Here is a 23,470-nt window from a genome sequence, read left to right on the forward strand (position 1 = left end):
CTAGGCCCGGTAGGCCTGGGCGAGGCGGCGCTGGGTGCCGCTGTGGCCGATCAGGGCCGACAGGCGCGCCATCCAGGGCATGGTCAAATCGCGGATCTTGCGGTCATCCTCGAGCATCTGGCGGATCGCCTCCAGCTTGCGCTCGCGCTCGTCCCCGGCCAGGGCCTGCGCCGGTTCATGCGCGCGCAGCTGATCGACATGGGCGGCGCAGCGCTGCTCGAGCTGCACCAGCTGGTCCCAGTCGTTGTCGCTGGCGGCAGCCACCATCTGGCGCGTCAACACGGCCATCGCCTCGTAGGTGGCCAGGACTTCTTGACTCGTCATCATCATGCTTCAGGCGCTCGCATAGGTGGTCGGACGGGCCGGCGCCAGGTCGGCCGCCGGTTTGCTCTGGGTACGCTGCTCGGCCTGACGTGCGGCCGGACTGTCGCCGATCGCATTCCAGGCGTCGCGCAGCTCGGAAAGCAGACGCTGCACTTCCTCGAGGGCCGCCAGATCGTTTTTCAGATTGGCGTGCAGCAGGCGTGCGCCCATGTATTCATAGAGCGCATCGAGGCCCTGGGCGATATCGCCGCCGACTTTTTTATCGAGGCTGGCGCGCAGGCCGCTGTCGATGATCATGATGGCCTTCGAAATCGCGGCCCCTTTTTCCGGAATACTCCCGGCCTGCATGTGACGGATCGCCGATCCGACCGAGACCAGGGCGCCGTCGTAGAGCATGACGATCAGCTTGTGCGGGCTGGCGGCCGTGACCCCGGTCTCGATGCCGACCTTGGCGTAGGCTTGCACACCACTGTGCTTGGATCCAAACATTATGGGTTCTCCTGTTTAACCACTGGATTTGGACAGTGCGGCGAACTGTTGCGTCAAGAAGCTCGCTGTCTTGTTCAGACTGGCAATCGAGGTGTCGAGAGCCGTGTACTGGGCACGATAGCGCTTTTCGATGTCCGCCAACTTATCGTTGAAACTGTCCTTTTGTTTATTGATGTCCTTGATGCTCTTGTTCAGGCCATCGGTCTTGCTATTAATGAAACCATCGGTGCTCAGGAAGCCATCCAGCAGACTGCCGATCTGGTGCGCATACCCTTGCGAAAAATTGATGAAGCCGCGGTCGCCCGTGCTGCCGCCGGTGATCTCGATCTTCAGGCCCTCGGCCCCGCTGCCGGCCGCGCCGGTCAGGAACTGGCCCGAGCCGGTGACGGCGGCGCCGTCGATCGTGCCGGCCACGTCGGTGCCGGCCACCGGGGTGGCGCTTCCGAACAGATCGGACACGGCACTGCCGCTGACGCCCGACAGGGCCAGATTGGTCACCGAGCCGAACTTGCTGGTGGCCAGCACCAGCTTGCCGCTGCTGTCGATCGTGGCCGTGACCGTGGTGCCGCTGCCCGAGAAATTGCTGGCGCCATTGATGGCCGACTGCAGCAGGGTGGCCAGCTGGCTGGCCGTGTAGGTGCCTTGCGGGATCGTCACCTGGGCCGTATTGCTGGCCACCGAGGGCGTGCTGTCATTCAGCGTGACGTTCCAGACCGTGTCGGCCGCAATCGTGGTGCTGGCCGCCAGCGGGTTCTCGCTGGTGATCGAGGCCGCCGTGGCCAGGTGGCTGACATTGATCGCATAGCTGCCGGGCTTGGTCGCCGCGCTCGAGCTCGTGTAATTGACGAGGCTGTCCGTGGCGCTGCCGATGGCCGCGAACAGGCTGGCAATGTCCTTGAAATTCTTGCTGATGGCGGTGTTGAGCTTGCCCGTATCGAGGGTCAGCGAACCGTCCTTCTGGAAACTGACGCCGACCTGGGACAGATTGCTCAGATTGCCGGCGCCGCCCGTGATCGCCGTCGTCAGCGCGCGCCGCACCGAGGACTGCACGCTCTGTACGGTCGAATCGCCGAGCAGCACGCCACCTTTCTTGGTGTCGGCGTCATACCCGGTCAGGTTCTTGATCTGGGCATTGAGGTCGTTATAGGCCTTGACGAAGTTGCCGACGTTCGAGGTGATGCTCTTGGTGTCGACCGCCACGTTCAGGTTGGCGCTGCCGGTCTTGCTGACGTTCAGGGTCACGCCCTGGATGGCGCCGTTGACACTGGTGCTGCTGCTGGTGACCGGAATCCCGTTGACGGTCAGGGCCGTGCTTTGCGCGGCCGTGTTCTGGGTCAGATTCTGGGCGCCGCCCGGATCGTAGGCGAGCAGGCTCTCGATGGCGGGGTCGGCCGGATTGCCGCCCGACCCGCTGACGCTGATCCGGATGGCGGCGTTCGCGCCGGTCTTGTTCGAGGTCAGCACCAGGTGGTTGGGGGTGGCGCTGCCATCCGAAATAATCGTGGCCGTGATGCCGATATTGGCCTTGTTGATGGCGTCGCGGATGCCGGCCAGGTTGTTATTACTGGAGTCGATCGTGATCGAGCCCGAAATCTGGCTGCCGTCCTGGGCATAGCTGGCGCCGATATAGCTGCCCGCCGTGCCGGCCGTAAAGCCGGCCAGGGCCGGGTTACCGCCGCCGATCGTGATCGGGGTGGCGGTGGCCGAGGCCAGGGTGACGGCGCCCATGAACAGGCGGCTGCTGCCCGTGTTGGCGCTGGCCGAGTCGGTGCCGATACCGCCATTGACGCTGCCGCTGACGCTTTCGCTGAGTGTGATATTGCTGCCGTCGGCCGCCGTGAACTGCAGGGTGCCGGCGGCGGCGCTGCCGCTGAAGCTGATGCCGGCGTCGGTCAGGGCCTGGGTGGTGGCATTGCTGCCGGCCAAAATGGCGTCGAGCGAGGCCGCCGTGATGCCGGCCCCGGCCGCCACGCCGCCGGCCTGGCTGGCCAGCTGCACGCCGCCCACGCTCAGGCTGTAGCTGCCGCCGCCGCTGGTGTCGATGTCGCCGAAGCCGCTGAACAGGGTGGCCCCGCTGGTGGCCGCCTGGACCTTGGCCGTGACGCCGCTGCTGACGCTCTTGGCATTGATGGCGTCGGCCAGCAGGCGTGCGCTCTTGGTCGCGGCCGAGGTGTCGATCGTGGTGCCATTGATGCTCAGGGCGCCGGTGGCGATGCCGCTGCTGGCCACGCTATTGGCCAGGGTGGTGCCGGCCTGGCCGAACACGCCGCCGCTGATGCTGCCGAGCTGGAAGGAGACCACCGTGCTGGTGCCGACCCCGATCGCGGCCGAGGTCGAGACGACCCCGCGCGAGGCCAGGGTCTGGGCCTGGGCCAGCTGGGTGACATTGATCGCGTAATTGCCGGCCACGGCCTGGGTGGTGGCCGTGCCGCTCAGGGTGTCGGTATTGCTCGAGGTCGCTGCCACGCTCTGGAAAGCCGCCGGGCTGGCCAGGTTCTGCATGGCAGATTGGAAACTTGAGAGGGCGCCCTTCAGGGTGCCGTAGGCGGACAGCTTGGCCTGGATGTCGGTCGCCTTCTTGTCCAGCTGAGTCAGGGGCTGCGATTCCACCTGCATCAGCTTGGCCACGATGCTATTGACGTCCAGTCCGGAACCAATCCCCGGCGTTGAAATGCCCACTTTTTTCTCCCTGCGAAAATTCCATCATATGGCATTAACGGAAATTTCAAAGGGGACTTGAGAAGGGGATTTCCGGCCCAGTTTTACGGCTGGGCTGGCTGTGGCGCACAAACGACAAAAGCCGCCGAAGCCGGGTGCTTCGTCGGTCAGGACAACAGCCCGCGCGCAGCGCGGGGTTCAGGCGGTTTGTTTGATCAAGAGACCTTGCACAGAATCCAGGGCTTTGGCGATCTCCAGCGCTTCCTGGGAAGGAATCTGGCGGATCACTTCCTTGGTTTTCTGGTCGACCACTTTCACAATCGTGCGGTTGCTGTCGGCATCGACCGAAAACTCGAGGTCCTGGGACAGGGTCTGCAGCGATTTGTTGATGTTCGACACGGCTTGCTTGACCTGCTCCACCGACGGGGCAGCGGCCGACTTTTCGACGGCCGTGGCGGTATCGGTCGCGGCGGCCGGGGCGCGCGCAGGTGCCTGAACCGGCACATCGCCACCACCGAAGCTGCGATCGGCCACCCGGGCGGGTGCGGCGCTGATCGATTGGATGCTCATGATACTTCCTTTGTGAAAAATCCCCGGCTGATCTTGTCAGCCGGGGAACCGGTTTTTCAACCGCCGGTTTCCCCGGCGCCTTGCCCGCGATTAGCCGCGCAGCAGGGTCAGCACGTTGTTCGGCAGCGAGTTCGCCTGCGCCAGGATGGCGGTACCAGCTTGCTGCAGGATCTGGCCGCGGGTCAGGTTGGCCGTTTCCGAAGCGAAGTCGGTGTCCTGGATGCGGCTACGTGCGGCAGACAGGTTTTCCGAGGTCGATTGCAGGTTGCTGATGGTCGAAGCGAAGCGGTTCTGGATTGCACCCAGAGCTGCGCGGTTGTTGCTGATCGAGGTCAGGGCGGCATCGACCGTGGCGATGGCGGCATTGGCGCCGTCCACCGTCGAGATGTCGATGGCCGACACGGCCTGCAGGCTGGAACCGGTCGAAGCGGCCACGATCGAGGTGTTGGCAGCCGAATCCGACACGGTGAAGCCGCTCGAGGACGAGAAGCTCAGCTTGCCGCCGACTGCGACACCGCCGTTGGCGGCGATGGTCACGGCAGCGGTGGTGGTGTCGTAACCCTGGGCGGTGAAGCCGACCAGCGAGTTATTCGCACCAGCGCCGGTGTCGAGCAGTTTGATGTCGTCGCCCGAAGCCGAGCTCAGCACCAGGTTACCGGCTTTGTCCGAGGTCGCGGTCACGCCGGTGGTACCGGATTGGCCGTTGATCGCCTGGGCCACGGCCGACAGGTCGGTGGCGGTCGACACGGTGGCCGAGATCGTCACCGGCGAGGAAGCCGAGTTGGCGCCCACCAGTTTGAAGGTGAAGGTGCCGGTGTTGCTGGTGGCATTGTTCAGGGTCAGCTTGGTGGTCGCGGTGGCGGTCACGCCGGTGGTCGCGGTCACACCGTTGACGGCGGTGGCGATCGCCTTGGCCGAGGAGCCAGCCGTGTAGCTGACGGTGCTGGTGGCGCCGTTACCGGCGATGGTCAGACCGGTCGAGGTGTTGCCGTTGTTGTCGGTCAGGGCAGTGGCGGCCACGGCGGTCGAGATACCGGAGGCGGTGATCTGCGAGTTGACCGTGTTGTTACCGATGTCGCTGGCCTTGGCCGAGGCAATACCGACCGAGATGGTTTGGTTCGAGTTGGCGCCGACCTGGAACTGGGCATTGTTCAGGGTGCCGTCGAGCACGTTTTGGCCGTTGAACTGGGTGGTATTGGCCACGCGGTTCAGTTCCTGGGTCAGTTGCAGAGTTTCACCCTGGAGCGATTGACGGTCGGAAGCGGAGTTCGAACCGTTTGCCGACTGCACAGCCAGTTCACGAACGCGCTGCAGCAGGTCGCCAGCCGTAGCCAGGCCGCCTTCAGCGGTTTGCGCCAGCGAGATACCGTCATTGGCGTTGCGCACAGCTTGGTTCAAACCGCGGATCTGCGAGGTGAAGCGTTCAGAAATTGCCAGACCTGCCGCGTCGTCTTTCGCGCTGTTGATGCGCAGGCCGGACGACAGACGTTGCAGCGAAGTCGCGAGCGAGTTCTGAGACACGTTCAGATTACGTTGCGAATTCAGCGAGGCAATGTTGGTGTTGATATTTGCAGCCATTTTTTTCTCCAGACTTGGTATTCCGAGTTGGACAGCGCGTCCAGTTCACTTTGGTCCGCCCCGTTGCTCTGGGACGATCAAACCGCCGTTGTTGCAGGTTACGGAGGCCGGTGAGAAAAATTTAGGAAGAATTTGGCTTAAATATTTGATTTTTCGGCCTAAAGTCGCTGTGGCGGGCTCCGCTAATCGGCGCTTCCTTGGCAAACTTTAGGCCCAAAAACAAAATTTTTTTCACGTTTTCCGGGCCTGCAGGGGCTCAGGAAATTAACGGATTGGCAGGGAAAAACTGAAGGGCGGGCCGGGCGGCCCGCCGCGTGGGACGCTCAGTCGGCCACGACGACCCGGTTCTTGCCCGTGGTCTTGGCCTTGTACATGGCCTGGTCGGCGCGCTGGACCAGCGAGGCCTGGTCCTCGTTCGGGCGGCGCAGGGCCACCCCGCAGGAGAAGGTGATGACCAGCTTCTCATTGTCGTGCATGAAGAAGTGGCGCGTCAGCTCGCGCTGCACGCGCGTCATCGTCGCCGCGGCCGCCTCGGCCGTCGTCTCCGGCAGCAGGATCAGGAACTCCTCGCCGCCGAAGCGGGCGATCGCGTCCATCGAGCGCACCGTGTCCTTGACGATCTTGACCAGGTGGCGCAGGGCATTGTCGCCGGCCATGTGGCCATAGGTGTCATTGAGCTTCTTGAAATTGTCGAGGTCGAGCATGGCGATGCACAGGGGCGTGCCGCGCCGGTCGGCGCGCGCGATCTCGCGTTCGAACACATCGTCCAGGCCGCGCCGGTTCAGCGAGCCGGTCAGCTGGTCCTCGCGCACCAGCTCGGACAGGTGCTGGAGCTTGGCCTCGAGCTGCTGGACGCGCGCCTCGGCCTCCTCGACCTCGTGGCGCGCCTCGACCATCTTTTCCTTCGACTTCAGGGCTTCGGCCTGGACCACGCGGGTCTCGCGCAGCACATCGTCGAGGATCTGGTTGAGTTCGGTGATGTCGCGCGCCTGGCTGATCTTGCTCGAATAGCCGCCGATCTTCTCGTGGTAGTCGCCGGTCGTGGTGGCCATCTGGCCGAGCCGGTCGATGAAGGTCATCATCATGTTCTTGACGGTGAGCTTCACGTCGCTCAGGCTGTGCTTGAGCTGCGACTGCTTGTAGATCACTTCCTTGAGGCTGCGCGTGGCGTCTTCCAGCATGCGGTGGTCGAGCGGCAGGGTGATGGCGTTCTGGACCACCTCGATCTGGCCGCGCAGCCAGCTGTCGTCGTCGAGCAGATTGCTGACGTTTTCGAGCAGCAGCTTGAACAGGCGCATCAGCAGTTCCTGCTGTTCGGCCAGGTCGCCGCTCTTCAGTTCGATCTGGTAGCACAGCTGCTTGAGGCGCCCGCCGATGCCCTCGAGGGCGGCCTCGCCCTCGGCCGTTTTGACGGCGGCGCCCAGTTCCTCGGCCTCGCGCGCCAGCTCGGGCGCGCCCGACAGCAGGGCCGCGACCGCCATCGTCAGCGTGCGCGAGAGCAGTTCGCGCAGCTGGCGCGCCTCGCTCTGCTCGGCCGGGGCGGCCACTTCGATCGGCGTCAGCGCCGTCTTGCTGGCGACCACGTGTTTTTCGATCAGCTGGGACAGGCTGGTCGAATAGGTGTTCCAGTCGCGCGCCTTGAGCGCGCGGTTGAAGCGGCGGCCGAACTCGGCCAGGTCGCCGGTTTTCAGGCTCAGCTGGCTGGCCATGCTGGCCAGCACGTTTTCGGGACCGGGATCGGCCGCCGCCTCGGCCAGCGGCGCGGCGCCGACGATGCCGGCGATCTCATTGTAGATGTCGCGGTAGGCTTCGGGGGTCGGCGCGATGCGGCGCGTGGCCAGACGGCGGAAGGCCTCGCGCGCGATGTCGGCAGGATTTTTATCGATGGGGCCGGGCGGGTGATTCGCCATGATCCTTGGGTCCTTCTAACCTGTTCAATATTAATCCGCAGACTATACCGCGTGCTTGCCGTTTATTCCACCAGTTGATTCTTGATCGCGTAGTGGGTCAGCTCGGCGCTGTTCTTTAGTTTCATCTTGGAAAGAAGACGGGCGCGGTATTCGCTGATGGTCTTCACCGACAGCGACAGCTCGCGCGCGATGTCGGACACCGTCTTGCCCGAGGCAATCATCGTCAAGGTCTGGAACTCGCGGTCCGACAGCTGCTCGTGCGGGGCCTGGACATGGTCTTCGCCGACCGTGCTGGCCAGTTCCTGGGCCAGGGCCGCGCTCACATACTTTTGCCCGGAGGCAACTTGGCGGATCGCATTCACGAGTTCGCGCGGCGCGCTCTGCTTGTTCAGATAGCCGGCCGCGCCGGCTTTCAGCGCGCGGATCGCATACTGGTCCTCGCGGTACATCGACAGCATCAGCACGGCCGCGTCGGGATGGTCTTTGCGGATATGTTTGAGCACATCGATGCCGCTGCGGTCGGGCAGGGCGATGTCGAGCAGCAGCACCGTGCATTTCGACTTGCGGAACAGCTTCATCGCATCCGATCCCGTCTCGGCCTCGCCGCCGACGACGATGTCGGGCGATTCCGCCAGGATCTGTTTCAGGCCTTCGCGCACGATGGCATGGTCATCCGCAATGAAGACCCGGATGGTGGATTTCTCAGTCATGTTGGCGTTGGCTCAGTTTCAGCTTGATCCCCACTATCGTACCGCCAGCGGCCCCCGTCGCCAAGGACATCTTGCCGCCCAGGGCCTTGGCGCGTTCGGCCATGCCGCGCAGGCCGAAGCTGTGCGGCTTGAGGCGGTCGGCCGGCGCGATGCCGCGCCCGTCGTCGGCGATATCGAGCGACAGCTGCTGGCGCTGGCGCAGCAGGCGCACCTCGACCCGGCTGGCGCGCGCATGCTTGGCGATATTCGTCAGCGCCTCCTGGAAGATGCGGAATAGCGCCGTCGCCTGCTCGGGCGGCAGATCGAGCTCCTTGTCGCTGGTGCTCAGCGTGCACGGGATGCCGACCTGCTTCTCGAATTCGCGGCACTGCCATTCGAGCGCCGCCACCAGGCCCAGGTCGAGCACCGAGGGGCGCAGGTCATGGGTGATGCGGTGGATGGCGTCGATCGTGCGGTCGACCAGGGACTCGACATAGTCGGCCTTGTCGCGCAGGGCGGGCAGCTCGGGCGGCAGGCGGTCGGCCAGCATCGCCAGCGCCATCTTGATGGCTGTCAGGTTGCCGCCGAGGTCGTCGTGGATCTCGCGCGCGATGCGCGTGCGTTCCTCTTCCTTGGCCTGCTCGATGTGGGCGGTCAGCTCGGCCAGGCGGGCGCGCGACTGGCGCGCCTGCTCGGCGGCGATCTTGCTGGCCGTGATATTGGTCATGATCCCTTCCCACTGGATCGTCCAGTGCGGCTGGATCAGCGCATGCGGGGTGGCGCGCAGATTGATCCACTTGACGTCCTGCCAGGATTCGATCCAGATCCGCCCTTCCCAGTTCCAGGTGGTCTTGTTGGCGGCCGAGATTTCCATCGACTGCAGGTAGGAGGCGCGGTCCTCGGGCAGGATCAGTTCGAGGAACAGGGCCGGCTGGCGCTGCATCTCATACTGGGTCAGGCCGAGCAGGGCCTCGCAGGCGTCCGAGACATAAGGAAAAGCGATACTACCGTCGCGATATAAGCGGAACTGATACACGAGGCCCGGCGTATTGCGCACGATCGCATCCAGGCGCGCCTGCGCCTGCTGTAGGGCGGCGGCCAGTTCGGCGTTGCGCAGGCGGCTCATGCGGAATGCTGGGCGCGCCGGCGGGCGCGCCATTGGCTGACGAAGCGGCGCAGGCCGCGCCCCAGGCGCGAGCGGCGCCGCCCCACACGGCGCAGCAGGCGGTCGACGGCGGCGCGCACGGCCTGGCGCAGCTGCAGGCGCAGCGCATGCAGCTCGCGCATCGCGCGGGTGGCGCGCAGGCGCCCGATCCAGCGTTCCTTCAGGGCCATGAAGGCATCGTGCCAGCGGCGGAACCAGGCCAGCGAGAGCAGGGCCGGCTTGGTCAGCAGATACAGGCGCGCGACGGCGGCCGCGCCGACCACCTTGGCCACGATGATCACGCTCAGGCCGAGCAGGGCATGGCCCTGGGTCATCGCCCACAGGGCCAGCAATTTGATGGGGAACAGCGCCAGGCCCGGCGCCAGAAAACAGACCAGGGCGGCCCACGGCGGCAGGCCGGCCAGAAAGCGCTCGAAGGCGCGCAGCGGCGGCCAGCCGGCCAGCCAGCCGAGGAAGGCCGCGCCAAGGTCCCACAGCCAGTCCTCCAGCATGAGCAGGAGGGCAGCCAGATAGACCAGCGGCGCCAGCAGGCGCACGCGCAGGGGACGCTCGCGTTTCATACGGCGGTTACAATACCATACATGAACAAGGCATTCGTAAAAGAGAGCGACGGCGACGAGGACGAGGAGGGCGCGGCCCTGGCCGCGGCGATCCCGGCCGGCGCCAAGAACTACATCACGCCGCAGGGCTACCAGCGCATCAAGGACGAGCTGCTGCAGCTGATCGACGTCGAGCGGCCCGAAGTCGTCAAGGTCGTGCACTGGGCCGCCTCGAATGGCGACCGCTCGGAGAACGGCGACTACATCTATGGCAAGCGGCGCCTGCGCGAGATCGACCGCCGCATCCGCTTCCTGACCAAGCGGCTCGACTCGGCCTTCGTGGTCGACCCCTCGGCCCACCACGGCAACGACCAGATCTTCTTCGGCGCCACCGTTACCTACTGCAATCAGGCGGGCGAAGAACACACGGTGACCATCGTCGGCATCGACGAGCTCGATCCGCTGAAAGGCAAGATCAGCTGGGTCTCGCCGGTGGCGCGCGCGCTGACCAAGGCGCGCGAAGGCGAGCAGATCACCCTGCACACCCCGCTCGGGGTCGATACGCTGGAGATTCTCGCGGTGTCCTACCCGGCCCCGCAGGACTGAGCCGGCTTAGTCGGCCTGGGCGGCGCGCAGGTGCAGCACCAGGCTGATCACGAGCAGCAGGGCGCCGGTGGCCGCGCTGACGATGTAGAACTCGGTCGGCGCGGGCGGCATGTCGACGCTGAAGTTGGGCGTGTGCATGGCCTCGACCATGTGGCTGACGGCGTGCACCACGTACAGGTGGTGCAGCAGGGGCAGGGCGATCAGAAACACGCCCGACAGGAACACAGTCTGGATAAATCCGGAATGGTTGGGCATGCGGTCCTCCTCAGGTGCGTTCACGTTCGACACGGTTGACGCCGGCCACGCGGCGCAGGGCGCGGATCAGCTGGGCCAGATGGACCCGGTCCTTGACCTGGATCGTGAAGCGCAGCGACTTCATCGTGTGCTCCTTGTCCTCGTCCATGCCCACATACGAGATATTCGCATCGTTCTCGCCGATTTCGGCCGCCACGCGCGCCAGCGTGCCCTTTTCGTTCTGGGTCAGCAGGCGGATGCGGCAGTCGAAGCGGCGGTTGATGTCCTCGGCCCAGACCACCGGAATCCAGCGTTCGGGCGGCTCCTTGGCACGCTGGCGCTTGGCCACGGCGCAATCGACCGTGTGCACCAGCAGGCCCTGGTCGCGCCGCAGCTGGCCACGCACATGGTCGCCCGGGATCGGCATGCAGCACGGCGCCAGCTGCACCGACACCCCTTCGCGCCCGTAGATGGTGACGGCCTTCGGTTCGCTCGGGCCCTCGGCCGGGCTCAGGGCCGGCGGCGCGTCCATTAGGCCGACGATGTGGCGCGCCACGATCGGCGCCATGCGCTTGCCGACGCCGATGTCGGCGTAAATCTCTTCCATCGACTTGGCGCTCGACTCCTTGAGCAGCTTCTCGATGGTCACTTCGGACAGGTCCGGATTGACGTTCAGGGCCGTCAGCGCCTGCTGCAGCAGGTCGTGGCCGAGCTCCATCGACTCGGTCAGGTTGACCGTGCGCAGGTGGTGGCGGATGGCCGAGCGCGCCTTACCGGTGCGTACAAAGCTCAGCCAGGTCGGGTCCGGGCGCGAGCCCACATCGGTCTGGATCTCGACGATGTCGCCGTTGCGCAGTTCAGTGCGCAGCTCGGCCGGTTCATGGTTGATGCGGATGCCGACCGTGTGGTCGCCGATGCCGGTGTGGATCGCGTAGGCGAAGTCCAGGGCCGTGGCCCCGCGCGGCAGCGGAATGATCTTCGACTTGGGCGTGAACACATACACCGAGTCGGGGAACAGGTCGACCTTCACATGCTCGAGGAACTCGGCCGAGTCGCCGGTCTGCTGCTGGATGTCGAGCAGGGACTGCAGCCAGAGATGGGTGCGCTGCTGCAGGTCCGACAGGTTCTGGTCGCCCGTCTTATAGAGCCAGTGGGCGGCCACGCCCGACTCGGCCGTGCGATGCATTTCCTGGGTGCGGATCTGGAATTCGACCGGCGTGCCATACGGGCCCGCCAGCGCCGTGTGCAGCGACTGGTAGCCATTGACCTTGCGGATCGCGATGTAGTCCTTGAACTTGCCCGGCACCGGCTTGTACAGCTGGTGCAGATAGCCGAGCGCCAGATAACAGTCGGCGAACGAATCGACAACCACGCGCACCCCGAACACATCCAGCACCTGGGAAAACGACAGCTGCTTGAGGCGCATCTTCTTGTAGATGCCAAACAGCGTCTTTTCGCGCCCATACACCTCGGCCCGGATATTCGCCGCCGCCAGCTGGGCCTTGACCGCTTCCAGAATCTTGTTGACCACTTCACGCCGGTTGCCGCGCGCCGCCTTGACCGCCTTCTGCAGCGTACGGTAGCGCATCGGGTGCAGGTGCGAGAAGCACAGGTCCTGCAGTTCGCGGTAGATGCTGTTCAGGCCGAGGCGGTGGGCGATCGGCACATACACTTCCATCGTCTCGGTAGCGATGCGCGCCTTCTTGGCCGCGCTCATGTGCTCGAGCGTGCGCATATTGTGCAGGCGGTCGGCCAGCTTGATCAGGATGACGCGCACATCGCTGGCCATGGCCAGCAGCATCTTGCGGAAGTTCTCGGCCTGGGCCTCGATCTGGCTCTGGAATTCGATCTTCTCGAGTTTGGACAGGCCATCGACCAGGGCCGCCACCTGCGGGCCGAAGCGCTCGATCAGCTCATCCTTCTTGACGCCCTGGTCCTCCATCACATCGTGCAGCAGGGCAGCCTGGATGGCCTGGACGTCGAGCTTCCAGTCGGCGCAGATTTCGGCCACGGCGATCGGGTGCGAGATATACGGCTCGCCCGACTTGCGCATCTGGCCCAGGTGCATCTCGTCCGAGAAGCGGTAGGCGTCCTTCACCTTTTTCAGCTCGGCCGCATTCATATAGGCCTGCAGCTTTTCCGTCAGCGCCGTGACCGAGGCCACCCCGAGCGCAGCGGCGGGCGGCGCCTCGGGCGCACCCCGCACGGCACGCGGCGGCGCCGATTGTGAAGTTTCGCTACTGGTCAGATTCATAGTTGAAGGATACCAGAAGCATGCGGGCGCCGTGGCAATTCCTGCGGCCGGCGCCGCCGGTTCAGGCCAGACCGGCCAGCTGGCCGCGCAACACCTCGCGCTGCCGCGGATTGCGCGCGTCGCGCAGGGCCACGGCCGCGCTGGCGCGGGCCGCCTCCAGCCAGCCCAGGGCCTGCTGGGCACGCGCCAGAATGGCACGCAGCAGACAGTCTTCCGGCACACAGGCCAGGGCCGGCTGCACCAGGCCCAGGGCCACGGCCGGCTTGTCGAGCTTGAGCATCTGTTCGGCCAGGCAGTAGCGCGCCGTGCGCACGCCCTCGGTTTCGGCCCCCTCGGCGCGTTCGAGTTCGACCGCCAGCGCCTCCTCCAGACACACGCGCGCCTGGTCATGCTGCCCCAGCTGATTGAGCAGCACCGCGCACTCGCCCAGTTTATGGGCGCGCGCCCAGTGATCGGGACCGGCGCAGGCCAGTTCCGCAGCATAGGCAGCGCGGGCCGCATCAAGCTGGCCCGCCTGCCACAGATCCCAGGCAGTCGACATCAGGCGTAGACCATAAAAGGAAATAGTTGCCACGAAGTATGCATGGCAAAAGTAAAAATTTCAAATAAATAAAGGCTGAGGCAACAAATCGGCCTTTTTATAGAGAGGATGGCCGGGCCGGCCCGAGCGCAGGCGTTCGAGGCAATGGGGCGCTTGGAGCCAGGGCAAGACCTCGGCATCGCGGCCGCGCAAGGCGCCGAGATCGCTCCAGGCGCAGACGGTCAGGGCCGCTTCGCGCTGGAGGCGGCGGATCCAGTAATTATTACGCGGCCCGACAGGATCGGCGGCGCTGCGCAGGCCGGCCGGGTCGGTCGAGCGGAAGGCAAACAGGTTCGCGATGAGCAAGCCGCCGAAGCCCCAGCGCTTGGCGTAATTGATGCAGACGCGCGAAGTCTGGTCCTCGTTGCAGGCATCGGCGGTGGACGGATTCAGGCAGACGAACAGCACCAGCGGCCGAGCGGGATCCCAGACCCGGCGCAGCGCATAGCGGTAAGTGCCGCAGCGCGACAGGACAGCCGAGGTTTTCATATCTGGCCAACAAAATCGGGGTCAGACCCCATTTATCTCCGCGGAAAAATCGGGGTCAGACCCCATTTATCCGGGACGAAAAAAAACCGGGGCGGGCCCCGGTTTTTGCTGCGAAATTGCCGAAATTACATCGGCACTTTCTTGAGCATTTCGAGGCCGACTTTGCCGGCGGCGATTTCGCGCAGGGCGACAACGGTCGGCTTGTCCTTGGCTTCGACTTTCGGGGTGTGGCCCTGCAGCAGCTGGCGCGCACGGTAGGTGGCGGCCAGGGTCAGCTGGAAGCGGTTGGGGACGTTCTTCAGGCAATCTTCAATGGTGATGCGGGCCATACGGACTCCAGTTAAAACAGTTAGGACGCATGAATGCCCAGCTGGGCAAAAAGCTCGGCATTGCGAGCGGCCTGCTGGGCAAAGCGGTTGCGTGTCGCACGGACGATCGCACTCAGTTCAGCGAGGGCGATATCGAATTTTTCGTTGATAATAACATACTCGAACTCGGTGGCGTGCGCGATTTCGCCGCCCGCGGCCAGCAGCCGGCGCGTGATCACGTGCGGCTCGTCCTGGCCGCGCTTCTTCAGGCGCTCTTCCAGCGCGGCGATCGAGGGCGGCAGAATGAAGATGCCGGCCGCGCTCGGGAACAGCTTTTTCACCTGGCGCGCACCCTGCCAGTCGATCTCGAGCAGGATGTCGGTGCCCTTGGCCATTTCCGATTCCACCGTCAGGCGCGAGGTGCCGTAGTAATTTCCATGCACTTCGGCCCATTCGAGAAACTCGCCGGCCTCGGCGCGTTTGACGAAGTCCTCGGCCGTCGTGAAGAAGTATTCGCGCCCGTGCTGCTCGCCCGGACGCGGCGGGCGCGTGGTCGTCGAGATCGACAGTTTGATGGCCGGCTCCTGGGCCAGCAGGGCATTGACCAGGGTCGATTTACCGGCCCCCGAGGGCGCGGCAACAATGAACAGGCTGCCCGAAAAGGCGTGGGAATGACTCATGCTTGACTCGCTTATTCCAGGTTTTGCACTTGCTCGCGCATCTGCTCGATCAGCAGCTTCAGCTCCATCGAGGCGTCGGCCAGTTCCTTGACCGAGGCTTTGGCGCCGAGCGTATTGGCTTCGCGGTTGAGCTCCTGCATCATGAAGTCGAGGCGTTTGCCGACCTGGCCGCCTTTCTTCAGGATGTGGCGCGTCTCCGTCAGATGCGCGGACAGGCGGCTCAGTTCCTCGGCGACGTCGATGCGGATGCCGTACAAGGTCACTTCCTGGCGGATGCGCTCGAGCACTTCCTGGCGCGTCAGACTGGCGCCATTACCGTGTCCGGCCAGGCCGAGCGCGTCCTGCATGCGCTCCACGGCCTTTTGCTGGAACTGGGCGATCACCTGCGGAATGACGGGCGTGATGCGCTTGACGATGGCTTCCATCGTGTCGATGCGCGCCAGCAGCATGGCTTCGAGGGCCGCGCCTTCGCGCTTGCGGCTGTCGACGAAGGCGGCGATGGTCTTGGCCGTCAGGGCCGCCACCTCGGCCTGCAGCGATTCCTGGCCGATCTGGGCTTCTTCGATGACGCCGGGCCAGCGCAGCAGTTCGGCCACGCTCATCGCGCTGGCGCCGGGGAAGTGCTGCAGCACTTCGTTTTGCATGCGGGTCAGGTCGGCCAGCAGGCTGGTGTTGAGCTGCTGCGAAGCGCTGGCCGCCTTGCGGCCGAAGGACAGGCGCACTTCCACCTTGCCGCGCGTGATCGCGCCCATGATGGCGGTGCGTAAGTCGGGTTCGAGGGACCTCAGGTCGTCATTGATCCTGAATTGCAGATCCAGAAAGCGCGAATTGACGCTCTTGATTTCGATGGTGAGGGTACCGGCCTCGCTTTCGCTGCTGGCGACAGCATAGCCGGTCATGCTGGAAATGCTCAAAGGTGGCCCCGTTTTTCTCTTTTCTTTACAAAGGTCTGATTTATCCACACAATCGCCGTGTTCAGCAAGGAGTTCTATGGCAGCGCAAAACAACGCTCCTTTGCCCGATGGGCTGGAGATTGCCGGATACCGCATTGTAAAGAAAATTGCGTCCGGTGGGTTCAGTATTGTTTACCTGGCCTACGACGCGGATGGCAATGCAGTGGCGATCAAGGAGTACCTGCCGTCGGCGCTGGCGCTGCGCCAGCCGGGCGAGCTGGCGCCGGCCATTTCCAAGGCCAATCTGCCGATTTTCCGCCTCGGTCTCAAATGCTTTTTCGAGGAAGGGCGCGCGCTGGCCCTGATCGTGCACCCGAACGTGGTGCGCGTGCTGAACTTCTTTCGCGCCAACGAGACCGTCTATATGGTCATGGGCTACGAGTCCGGCCACTCGCTGCAGGAGCATATCGCGCGCCTGGCGGCCAAGGGCAGCCGGCCGAGCGAGAGCTTCATCCGCCAGATCTTCATGCAGGTCTGCGCCGGCATGCGTGAGGTGCACGCGAACAAGCTGCTGCACCTCGACCTGAAGCCGGCCAATATTTACCTGCGCTCGGACGGCACGCCGATCCTGCTCGACTTCGGCGCCGCGCGCCAGACCTTCAATAGCGAGCTGCCCAAGCTGGCGCCGATGTACACGCCCGGCTTCGCGCCGCCCGAGCTGTACAACAAGGCGGCCCAGCTCGGTCCGTGGTGCGATATCTACAGCATCGGCGCCGCGATGTATTGCTGCATGACGGGCAAGCCGCCGCAGCCGGCCGACCAGCGCCGCCAGCAGGACCAGATGCCGGCCCTGTTCGATAAACTCAACGGCCAGTATTCGCCGCAGCTGATTCAGCTGGTGCGCTGGACGCTCGAACTCGATCCGCTGGCGCGTCCGCACAGCCTGTTCCAGTTTCAGAAGGAGCTGGCCGCCGCGCCGCCCGAAGCGCCGCCCCAGGGCGTCGTGCAAAAGCTGTTCGGTCTGTTCAAGGGGAAGTAGATGCAGTTCTCCGTCTATCAGGAGTCCGCGCTCGGCGCGCGCAAGCTCAATCAGGACCGCATGGGCTACAGCTACTCGCGCGAGGCCCTGCTGCTGGTGCTGGCCGACGGCATGGGCGGGCATGCGCGCGGCGAGGTGGCCGCCATGCTGGCCATGCAGACCCTGTCGACCCTGTTTCAGAAGGCGGCCAAGCCCTATGTGAAGCTGCCCGAGCGCTTTCTGGAAGAGGCCCTGCTCGCGACCCATCTCGAGATCCACCGCTACCGCGCCGCCCACCAGCTGCCGGACACGCCGCGCACCACCATCGTGGCCTGCCTGATCCAGCATAACACCGCCATCTGGGCCCACTGCGGCGACTCGCGCCTGTACTGGGTGCGCCAGGGGCAGCTGCTGGCGCGCACGCGCGACCACTCGCATATCGAATTGCTGATCGCGCGCGGCGAGGCCGCACCGGCCGAGCGCCACACCCACCCGGACCGCAATAAACTGTACAACTGCCTGGGCGCTTCGACCCCGCCGCAGATCGAGATCAGCCGCCCCGCGAGCCTGCAGCCGGGCGACGTGCTGATGGTCTGCTCGGACGGCCTGTGGTCGCAGCTCGATGACCGCGACATCGCCGCGCGCCTGGCAAACGACACGATCGCGCGCGCCGTGCCGGATATGATCCGCGTGGCCACCGCCAAGGCCGGGACGAGCGCCGACAACACCACCGCGCTGGCCATCGTCTGGCAGGGCGGCGGCGCCGAGGCGCACAGCGAGATCACGGCCACGGCCCACATGGAGACCCTGGTCTCGACCCGCATGATGGCCGAGGACAGCGTCAGCGACCAGATGGACACCGCGCCGGCCGCCGACGCCGACGCCTTCGACGAAGACGAAATTGAAAGGGCGATCGCGGAGATCCGCGGCGCCATCGACAAATCCAACCAGGTTTTGAAAGGAAAGACATGACTTCCATCCCGCGCCCGAGCGGCCGCCGCGTCGACCAGCTGCGCACGGTGCGCATCACGCGCCAGTACACCAAGCACGCCGAGGGTTCGGTGCTGATCGAATGCGGCGACACCAAAGTGATCTGCACCGCCAGCATCGAAGAAAAAGTACCAAGCTTTCTCAAGGGCCGCGGCGAAGGCTGGCTGACGGCCGAATACGGCATGCTGCCGCGCTCGACCCATTCGCGCATGGACCGCGAGGCCGCCAAGGGCAAGCAGAGCGGCCGCACCCAGGAGATCCAGCGCCTGATCGGCCGTTCGCTGCGCGCCGCCTTCGACCTGAAGGCCTTCGGCGAGCGCACCCTGCACCTGGACTGCGACGTCATCCAGGCCGACGGCGGCACCCGCACCGCCTCGATCACCGGCGCCATGGTGGCGGCCCATGACGCGTTCTCGGTGCTGGTGTCCAAGGGCCTGATTGCGGCCGTGCCGCTCAAGCACTTCGTGGCTGCGATCTCGGTGGGCGTGTATCAGGGCGAGCCGGTGCTGGATCTCGACTACATCGAGGACTCCGGCTGCGACACCGACATGAACGTGGTGATGACCGACAGCGGCCACTTCATCGAGCTGCAGGGCACTGCCGAGGGCGAGGCCTTCGACCGCGCGCGCCTGAACCGCCTGATCGATCTGGCCGAAACCGGCATCCGCGAACTGCACGCGCTGCAGAAGCAGGCGCTCGGCATGTAAGCCACGCGGGCGGCTACAATACGGGTTTCGCTTTCACGGACCGCCCATGACTCAGAAACTCGTGCTCGCATCGAACAACGCCGGCAAGCTGCGTGAATTCGGCCAGATCCTGGCGCCGCTCGGTTTCGAGCTGCACGCCCAGGGCGAATTCAACGTGCCCGAGGCCGAAGAGCCGTTTGCCACCTTTGTCGAAAACGCCCTGGCCAAGGCGCGCCACGCCGCGCGCCTGACCGGCCTGCCGGCGCTGGCCGATGATTCCGGCGTCTGCGTCAATGCCCTGGGCGGCGCGCCCGGAGTGTACTCGGCGCGCTACGCGGGCGAGCCGAAGTCGGACGCGCGCAACAACGCCAAGCTGCTGGCCGATCTGGCCGCGCACGCCGACAAGTCGGCCTACTACTACTGCGTGCTGGTGTTCGTGCGCCATGCCGACGACCCGCAGCCGATCATCGCCGACGGCCGCTGGCAGGGCGAGATCACGAGCGAGGCGCGCGGGGAGGGCGGGTTCGGCTACGATCCGCATTTCTGGATCGCCGCGCTCGGCAAAACCGTGGCCGAACTCGAAGCGGCCCAGAAGAACGCACTGTCGCACCGCGGCCAGGCCCTGCGCGCCCTGGTCGATAAACTCAAATGATCCCGATTACTCCGGTCGGCAGCAGCGCCGGCGTGGCCCTGCGCTACCTCGATCCCGGCGCCCTCAACCTGACGGCGCTGCCGCCGCTGTCGCTGTACGTGCACTTCCCCTGGTGCGTGCGCAAATGCCCCTACTGCGACTTCAATTCGCACGAGGTGCGCGGCAGCTTCCCCGAGCAGGAGTACCTGCAGGCCCTGCGCCTGGACCTCGAACAGTCGCTGCCTCTGATCTGGGGGCGCAAGGTGTACAGCGTGTTCATTGGCGGCGGCACCCCGAGCCTGTTGTCGGCCGATGGCCTGGACCAGCTGATGTCCGACATCCGCACGCTGCTGCCGCTCGATCTGAACGCCGAGGTCACGATGGAGGCCAATCCCGGCACCTTCGAGGCCGAGAAGTTCAAGCGCTTTCGCGCCAGCGGCATCAACCGCCTGTCGATCGGCATCCAGAGCTTCAACACCGATCACCTGAAGGCGCTCGGCCGCATCCATGACGGCGACGAGGCGCGCCGCGCCATCGAGATCGCCCAGGCCAATTTCGACAACTTCAATCTCGATCTGATGTACGCGCTGCCGCAGCAGACCCTGGGCGAGTGCCGGCGCGATCTGGAGACGGCGATGTCCTTCGCGCCGCCGCATCTGTCGCTGTACCACCTGACGATGGAGCCGAACACCGTCTTCGCCAAGTATCCGCCGCAGCTGCCGGACGAAGACGCCAGCGCCGACATGCAGGACCTGATCGCCAGCGAGACGGCGGCCGCCGGCTACCAGCATTACGAGGTGTCGGCCTATGCGCGGCCCGGCCACCAGGCGCGCCACAATCTCAATTACTGGCAGTTCGGCGATTATCTCGGCATCGGCGCGGGCGCACACTCGAAGCTGTCCTTCCCGCACCGGATCGTGCGCCAGACGCGCGCGAAACAGCCGGCTTCCTTCATGCAGGCGGCCCAGGCCGGACGTGCCGTGCACGAGGAAGCCGAGATCGCGCGCGACGAACTGCCTTTCGAGTTCATGCTCAACGCCCTGCGTCTGCAGGAGGGCTTCGATCCGAACCTGTTCGGCGAACGCACCGGCCTGGCCATCACCGCCATCGAAAAGACCCTCGACGCCGCCGAAGCCAAGGGCCTGCTGTACCGCGACCACAAGCTGATTCGCCCGACCGTGCTCGGTCAGCGCTTCCTCAACGACCTGCAGCAGATGTTCCTGTAAGCGGCGCGCCGCCTCACGCGGCCTTCTCCTGCGGCCTTTGCTGGCGGTGGTAGAGGAATTCCAGCACGTGGGTGCGGTACTCGATGTAGAGCGGGTCGTGGGCCAGGGCCACGCGCTCGCGCGGCTTGGGCAGGCGCACGGTCAGCACTTCGCCGATGCTGGCGGCGGGGCCGTTGGACATCATCACGATGCGGTCCGACAGCAGCACCGCTTCGTCCACGTCGTGGGTCACCATCACCACGGTCGAGCCGGTGCGCGCGACGATGCGCATCAGTTCATCCTGCAGGTGGGCGCGGGTCAGCGCGTCGAGCGCGCCGAAGGGTTCGTCCATCAGCAGCACCTTGGGTTCCATCGACAGCGCGCGGGCGATGCCGACGCGCTGCTTCATCCCGCCCGAGATTTCGTGCGGCCGCTTGGTGCTGGCATGGGCCAGGCCGACCATGGCCAGCGCGGCCTCGGTGCGCTCGCGCAGGCGCCGGCTGTTCTCCTTCGGCCCGAACACCTTTTCCACGGCCAGGTAGACGTTTTCGAAGCAGGTCAGCCAGGGCAGCAGCGAGTGGTTTTGAAACACCACGGCGCGTTCCGGCGAAGGGCCGGCGATCTCGCGCCCGGCGCAGATCAGGGCGCCGCTCGTGGCCGTGCTCAGCCCCGCGATCAGATTGAGCAGCGTCGACTTGCCGCAGCCTGAATGGCCGATCAGGGTGATGAACTCGCCCTGGGCCACGGTGAGGTTGATGTCGGCCAGCGCGTGAAAGCGGCCGGCGCGCGTGTGGAAGACCATGTCCGCATGCTGGATCTCGATGAACTTCTGCATCTCAGTCCTCCTGATAGGTAAAGGCGCGCGCCAGCGTGACCAGGACCTGCTCGAGCACCAGGCCGACCAGGCCAATCACGCCGATGGCGATCAGAATGTGGGCCACGTTCAGGTTGTTCCACTCGTCCCAGACCCAGAAGCCGATGCCCACGCCGCCGGTCAGCATCTCGGCCGCGACGATCACCAGCCAGGCGGTCCCGATCGACAGGCGTACGCCGGTCAGCACATACGGCAGCACGGCCGGGAACAGAATCTTGGTCAGCACCTTCCACTCCGACAGCTGGAGCACGCGCGCCACATTCAGATAGTCCTGCGGCACGCGCTCGACGCCGACGGCGGTGTTGATGATCATCGGCCAGATCGAGCAGATGAAGATCGACCAGATCGCGGCCGGATCGGCGGCCTTGAACACCAGCAGGCCAATCGGCAGCCAGGCCAGCGGCGACACTGGTTTCAGCAGGCTGACGATGGGGCGCAGCATGGCGCCGACAAAGGGCACGCGCCCGACCAGAAAGCCGAGCGGGATGCCCACCACGGCGGCCAGGCCGAAGCCGATGCCGACCCGCTTGAGCGAAGCCAGCACGTTCCAGCCGATGCCCTGGTCGTTCGGGCCTTTGCGGTAGAACGGATCGGCGAGCAGGCGCAGCGCTTCGTTCCAGGTGGCGGCCGGCGTGGGGAAGCTCGGGTTCTTCTCTGCGATGATCTGCCAGACCAGCACCAGCAGGGCCAGGCCAAGCAGGGGCGGGACGAGGCGCAGCAGCGCGCGTCCCAGGCTGGCCGCGCGCAGGCGCCAGGCGAACGGCGCGCGCGCCGCGGGCAGGGTGTCGAGAACAGCGCTCATGCTCGCTCCTCAGGCCTTGAGTTTGAAGCTGGCGGCGTAGGCCTTGGGGTCCTTGGCGTCCCACACGGTCCCGTCGATCATCTTCACGCTGCGCAGCGGCGACTTGGGCACGCTGACCTTGGCCAGCGCCGCCGCTTCCTTGTACAGGGCGATCTGGTTGACCGCGCTGGCGGTGGCCAGATAATCGGGCTCGCTCTTGAGCAGGCCCCAGCGCTTATGCTGGGTCATGAACCACATGCCGTCCGACAGATAGGGGAAGTTGACGGCGCCGTCGTTGAAGAACTTCATGTGGTTGGGATCGTCCCAGGTTTTGCCCAGACCGTTCTGGTAGCGTCCGAGGATGCGCTGGTTGATCACGTCGACCGAGGTATTCACATAGGCCTTGTCGGCGATGGTCTCGGCCATCTTGGCCTTGTTCGACAGGCCGGCGTCGATCCAGCGTCCGGCTTCGAGGATGGCCGCAACCAGAGCGCGCGCCGTATTCGGATACTTCTTCACCCATTCGAGGCTGGTGCCTAGGGTCTTCTCGGGATGGTCCTTCCAGATGTCCTGGGTGGTGGCGGCCGTGATGCCGATGCCGTCGACGATGGCGCGGTGGTTCCAGGGTTCGCCCACGCAGAAGCCGTCCATATTCCCGACCCGCATATTGGCCACCATCTGCGGCGGCGGCACGGTGATCGCCTTGGCGTCCTGCAGCGGATGGATGCCATACGTGGCCAGCCAGTAGTAGAGCCACATCGCGTGGGTCCCGGTCGGGAAGGTCTGGGCGAAGGTGTACTCGCGCTTCTCGGTCTTCATCAGCTTCGCCAGCGAGGCGCCATCGACGGCGCCCTTGTCGGCCAGCTTCTTCGACAGGGTGATGGCCTGGCCGTTGTGGTTCAGGTTCATCAGCACGGCCATGTCTTTCTTCGGACCGCCGATGCCCATCTGGACGCCGTAGATCAGGCCATACAGCACATGGGCCGCATCGAGTTCGCCGTTGACCAGTTTGTCGCGCACGGCCGCCCACGACGCCTCTTTCGAGGGAACGATCTTGATGCCGTATTTTTTATCGAAGCCCAGCACCGAGGCCATGACCACGGAGGCGCAGTCGGTCAGCGGAATGAAGCCGACCTTGACTTCTTCTTTCTCGGGCTTGTCGGAGCCGCCGGCATACGCGGCGCCGGACAGCAGTCCGGTGACGGAGGCGGCGCCGGCCTTCAGGATGCGGCGGCGGGAAGGGTGGAATGCACTGTCACTGCTCATGGGGTCCTCGTCTCGGGTGGCTGGGCCGGCTGGCCCTCGGACGAAGACTTTGC

At 65.2% G+C, this 23,470-nt stretch carries 25 protein-coding genes; 6 read left to right on the forward strand and 19 right to left on the reverse strand.

Going from position 1 to position 23,470, the window contains the following annotated elements; genetic code table 11:
- From LZ005_RS00780 to LZ005_RS00820, 9 genes are all read right to left on the reverse strand, one after another.
- Entirely contained in the window at positions 1-327 is a 327-nt protein-coding gene (locus LZ005_RS00780) for a flagellar protein FliT (protein WP_237803475.1), read from the reverse strand.
- Positions 328-333: 6 nt separating this feature from the next.
- A complete protein-coding gene (gene fliS / locus LZ005_RS00785) occupies positions 334-813 on the reverse strand; it encodes a flagellar export chaperone FliS (protein ID WP_237803477.1) in 480 nt (159 codons plus the stop codon).
- A 15-nt stretch (positions 814-828) separates the two neighbouring features.
- Positions 829-3,492 carry a flagellar filament capping protein FliD gene (fliD, locus tag LZ005_RS00790; protein ID WP_237803479.1) on the reverse strand — a complete coding sequence of 888 codons (2,664 nt, stop codon included), beginning with the start codon at positions 3,490-3,492 and terminating at the stop codon, positions 829-831.
- A 177-nt stretch (positions 3,493-3,669) separates the two neighbouring features.
- On the reverse strand, positions 3,670-4,041 hold the full coding sequence (locus LZ005_RS00795) for a flagellar protein FlaG (protein ID WP_237803481.1): 372 nt from the start codon (positions 4,039-4,041) through the stop codon (positions 3,670-3,672).
- 90 nt (positions 4,042-4,131) lie between these two features.
- A complete protein-coding gene (locus LZ005_RS00800; protein ID WP_237803483.1) occupies positions 4,132-5,619 on the reverse strand; it encodes a flagellin in 1,488 nt (495 codons plus the stop codon).
- A gap of 323 nt (positions 5,620-5,942) precedes the next feature.
- Positions 5,943-7,529, reverse strand: a complete 1,587-nt coding sequence (locus LZ005_RS00805) for a GGDEF domain-containing protein (protein ID WP_237803568.1) — start codon at positions 7,527-7,529, stop codon at positions 5,943-5,945.
- 62 nt (positions 7,530-7,591) lie between these two features.
- The gene (locus LZ005_RS00810) at positions 7,592-8,239 is read right to left on the reverse strand and encodes a response regulator transcription factor (protein ID WP_237803577.1); all 648 of its coding nucleotides are present in this window, start codon (positions 8,237-8,239) and stop codon (positions 7,592-7,594) included.
- Positions 8,232-9,344, reverse strand: coding sequence for a sensor histidine kinase (locus tag LZ005_RS00815; RefSeq protein ID WP_237803585.1), 1,113 nt, complete (start codon positions 9,342-9,344; stop codon positions 8,232-8,234). The genes LZ005_RS00810 and LZ005_RS00815 overlap by 8 nt, the downstream gene beginning before the upstream one ends.
- The gene (locus LZ005_RS00820; RefSeq protein WP_237803587.1) at positions 9,341-9,943 is read right to left on the reverse strand and encodes a hypothetical protein; all 603 of its coding nucleotides are present in this window, start codon (positions 9,941-9,943) and stop codon (positions 9,341-9,343) included. Before LZ005_RS00820 ends, LZ005_RS00815 begins: the two co-directional genes overlap by 4 nt.
- 21 nt (positions 9,944-9,964) lie before the next feature.
- Between LZ005_RS00820 and greB the strand changes: the two genes are divergently transcribed.
- Positions 9,965-10,528, forward strand: a complete 564-nt coding sequence (gene greB, locus LZ005_RS00825) for a transcription elongation factor GreB (RefSeq protein WP_237803589.1) — start codon at positions 9,965-9,967, stop codon at positions 10,526-10,528.
- A gap of 6 nt (positions 10,529-10,534) precedes the next feature.
- Here the strand turns inward: greB and LZ005_RS00830 are convergent, their stop codons facing one another.
- From LZ005_RS00830 to LZ005_RS00860, 7 genes are all read right to left on the reverse strand, one after another.
- Positions 10,535-10,783, reverse strand: coding sequence for a hypothetical protein (locus tag LZ005_RS00830; protein ID WP_237803590.1), 249 nt, complete (start codon positions 10,781-10,783; stop codon positions 10,535-10,537).
- Positions 10,784-10,793: 10 nt separating this feature from the next.
- Complete coding sequence (locus tag LZ005_RS00835) at positions 10,794-13,016, reverse strand: bifunctional (p)ppGpp synthetase/guanosine-3',5'-bis(diphosphate) 3'-pyrophosphohydrolase (protein WP_373889286.1); 2,223 nt, start codon at positions 13,014-13,016, stop codon at positions 10,794-10,796.
- A 61-nt stretch (positions 13,017-13,077) separates the two neighbouring features.
- Positions 13,078-13,557 carry a hypothetical protein gene (locus LZ005_RS00840; RefSeq protein WP_237803591.1) on the reverse strand — a complete coding sequence of 160 codons (480 nt, stop codon included), beginning with the start codon at positions 13,555-13,557 and terminating at the stop codon, positions 13,078-13,080.
- 60 nt (positions 13,558-13,617) lie between these two features.
- Entirely contained in the window at positions 13,618-14,085 is a 468-nt protein-coding gene (locus LZ005_RS00845) for a DUF1643 domain-containing protein (protein ID WP_237803592.1), read from the reverse strand.
- A 125-nt stretch (positions 14,086-14,210) separates the two neighbouring features.
- Positions 14,211-14,414 (reverse strand): DNA-directed RNA polymerase subunit omega, encoded by a 204-nt coding sequence (gene rpoZ, locus LZ005_RS00850; protein ID WP_005665923.1) that lies wholly within the window; start codon positions 14,412-14,414, stop codon positions 14,211-14,213.
- Positions 14,415-14,434: 20 nt separating this feature from the next.
- Positions 14,435-15,073, reverse strand: coding sequence for a guanylate kinase (gmk, locus tag LZ005_RS00855; RefSeq protein WP_237803593.1), 639 nt, complete (start codon positions 15,071-15,073; stop codon positions 14,435-14,437).
- Between the two features lie 11 nt (positions 15,074-15,084).
- Positions 15,085-15,972, reverse strand: a complete 888-nt coding sequence (locus LZ005_RS00860) for a YicC/YloC family endoribonuclease (RefSeq protein ID WP_237803594.1) — start codon at positions 15,970-15,972, stop codon at positions 15,085-15,087.
- 91 nt (positions 15,973-16,063) lie between these two features.
- Between LZ005_RS00860 and LZ005_RS00865 the strand changes: the two genes are divergently transcribed.
- From LZ005_RS00865 to hemW, 5 genes are read left to right on the forward strand one after another with little or no spacing between them, the layout of a single operon-like run.
- The gene (locus LZ005_RS00865) at positions 16,064-17,005 is read left to right on the forward strand and encodes a serine/threonine-protein kinase (RefSeq protein WP_237803595.1); all 942 of its coding nucleotides are present in this window, start codon (positions 16,064-16,066) and stop codon (positions 17,003-17,005) included.
- Positions 17,006-17,956, forward strand: a complete 951-nt coding sequence (locus LZ005_RS00870; protein WP_237803596.1) for a PP2C family serine/threonine-protein phosphatase — start codon at positions 17,006-17,008, stop codon at positions 17,954-17,956.
- Positions 17,953-18,681 (forward strand): ribonuclease PH, encoded by a 729-nt coding sequence (gene rph, locus LZ005_RS00875; RefSeq protein WP_237803597.1) that lies wholly within the window; start codon positions 17,953-17,955, stop codon positions 18,679-18,681. Before LZ005_RS00870 ends, rph begins: the two co-directional genes overlap by 4 nt.
- Positions 18,682-18,727: 46 nt before the next feature.
- On the forward strand, positions 18,728-19,312 hold the full coding sequence (rdgB, locus tag LZ005_RS00880) for an RdgB/HAM1 family non-canonical purine NTP pyrophosphatase (protein WP_237803598.1): 585 nt from the start codon (positions 18,728-18,730) through the stop codon (positions 19,310-19,312).
- Positions 19,309-20,517, forward strand: coding sequence for a radical SAM family heme chaperone HemW (gene hemW, locus LZ005_RS00885; RefSeq protein WP_237803599.1), 1,209 nt, complete (start codon positions 19,309-19,311; stop codon positions 20,515-20,517). Before rdgB ends, hemW begins: the two co-directional genes overlap by 4 nt.
- A gap of 13 nt (positions 20,518-20,530) precedes the next feature.
- Here hemW and LZ005_RS00890 read toward each other — a convergent pair whose 3' ends face one another.
- The 3 genes from LZ005_RS00890 to LZ005_RS00900 are packed head-to-tail and all read right to left on the reverse strand — an operon-like array spanning position 20,531 to position 23,417.
- A complete protein-coding gene (locus LZ005_RS00890) occupies positions 20,531-21,331 on the reverse strand; it encodes an ABC transporter ATP-binding protein (protein WP_237803600.1) in 801 nt (266 codons plus the stop codon).
- Position 21,332: 1 nt separating this feature from the next.
- Positions 21,333-22,172: a nitrate ABC transporter permease gene (ntrB, locus tag LZ005_RS00895; protein WP_237803601.1), complete on the reverse strand. Its 840-nt coding sequence runs from the start codon at positions 22,170-22,172 to the stop codon at positions 21,333-21,335.
- 9 nt (positions 22,173-22,181) lie between these two features.
- Complete coding sequence (locus LZ005_RS00900) at positions 22,182-23,417, reverse strand: CmpA/NrtA family ABC transporter substrate-binding protein (protein ID WP_237803602.1); 1,236 nt, start codon at positions 23,415-23,417, stop codon at positions 22,182-22,184.
- Between the last annotated feature and the right edge of the window lie 53 nt (positions 23,418-23,470).

Source organism: Massilia sp. TS11 (assembly GCF_022012445.1).
GTDB lineage: Bacteria > Pseudomonadota > Gammaproteobacteria > Burkholderiales > Burkholderiaceae_D > Telluria.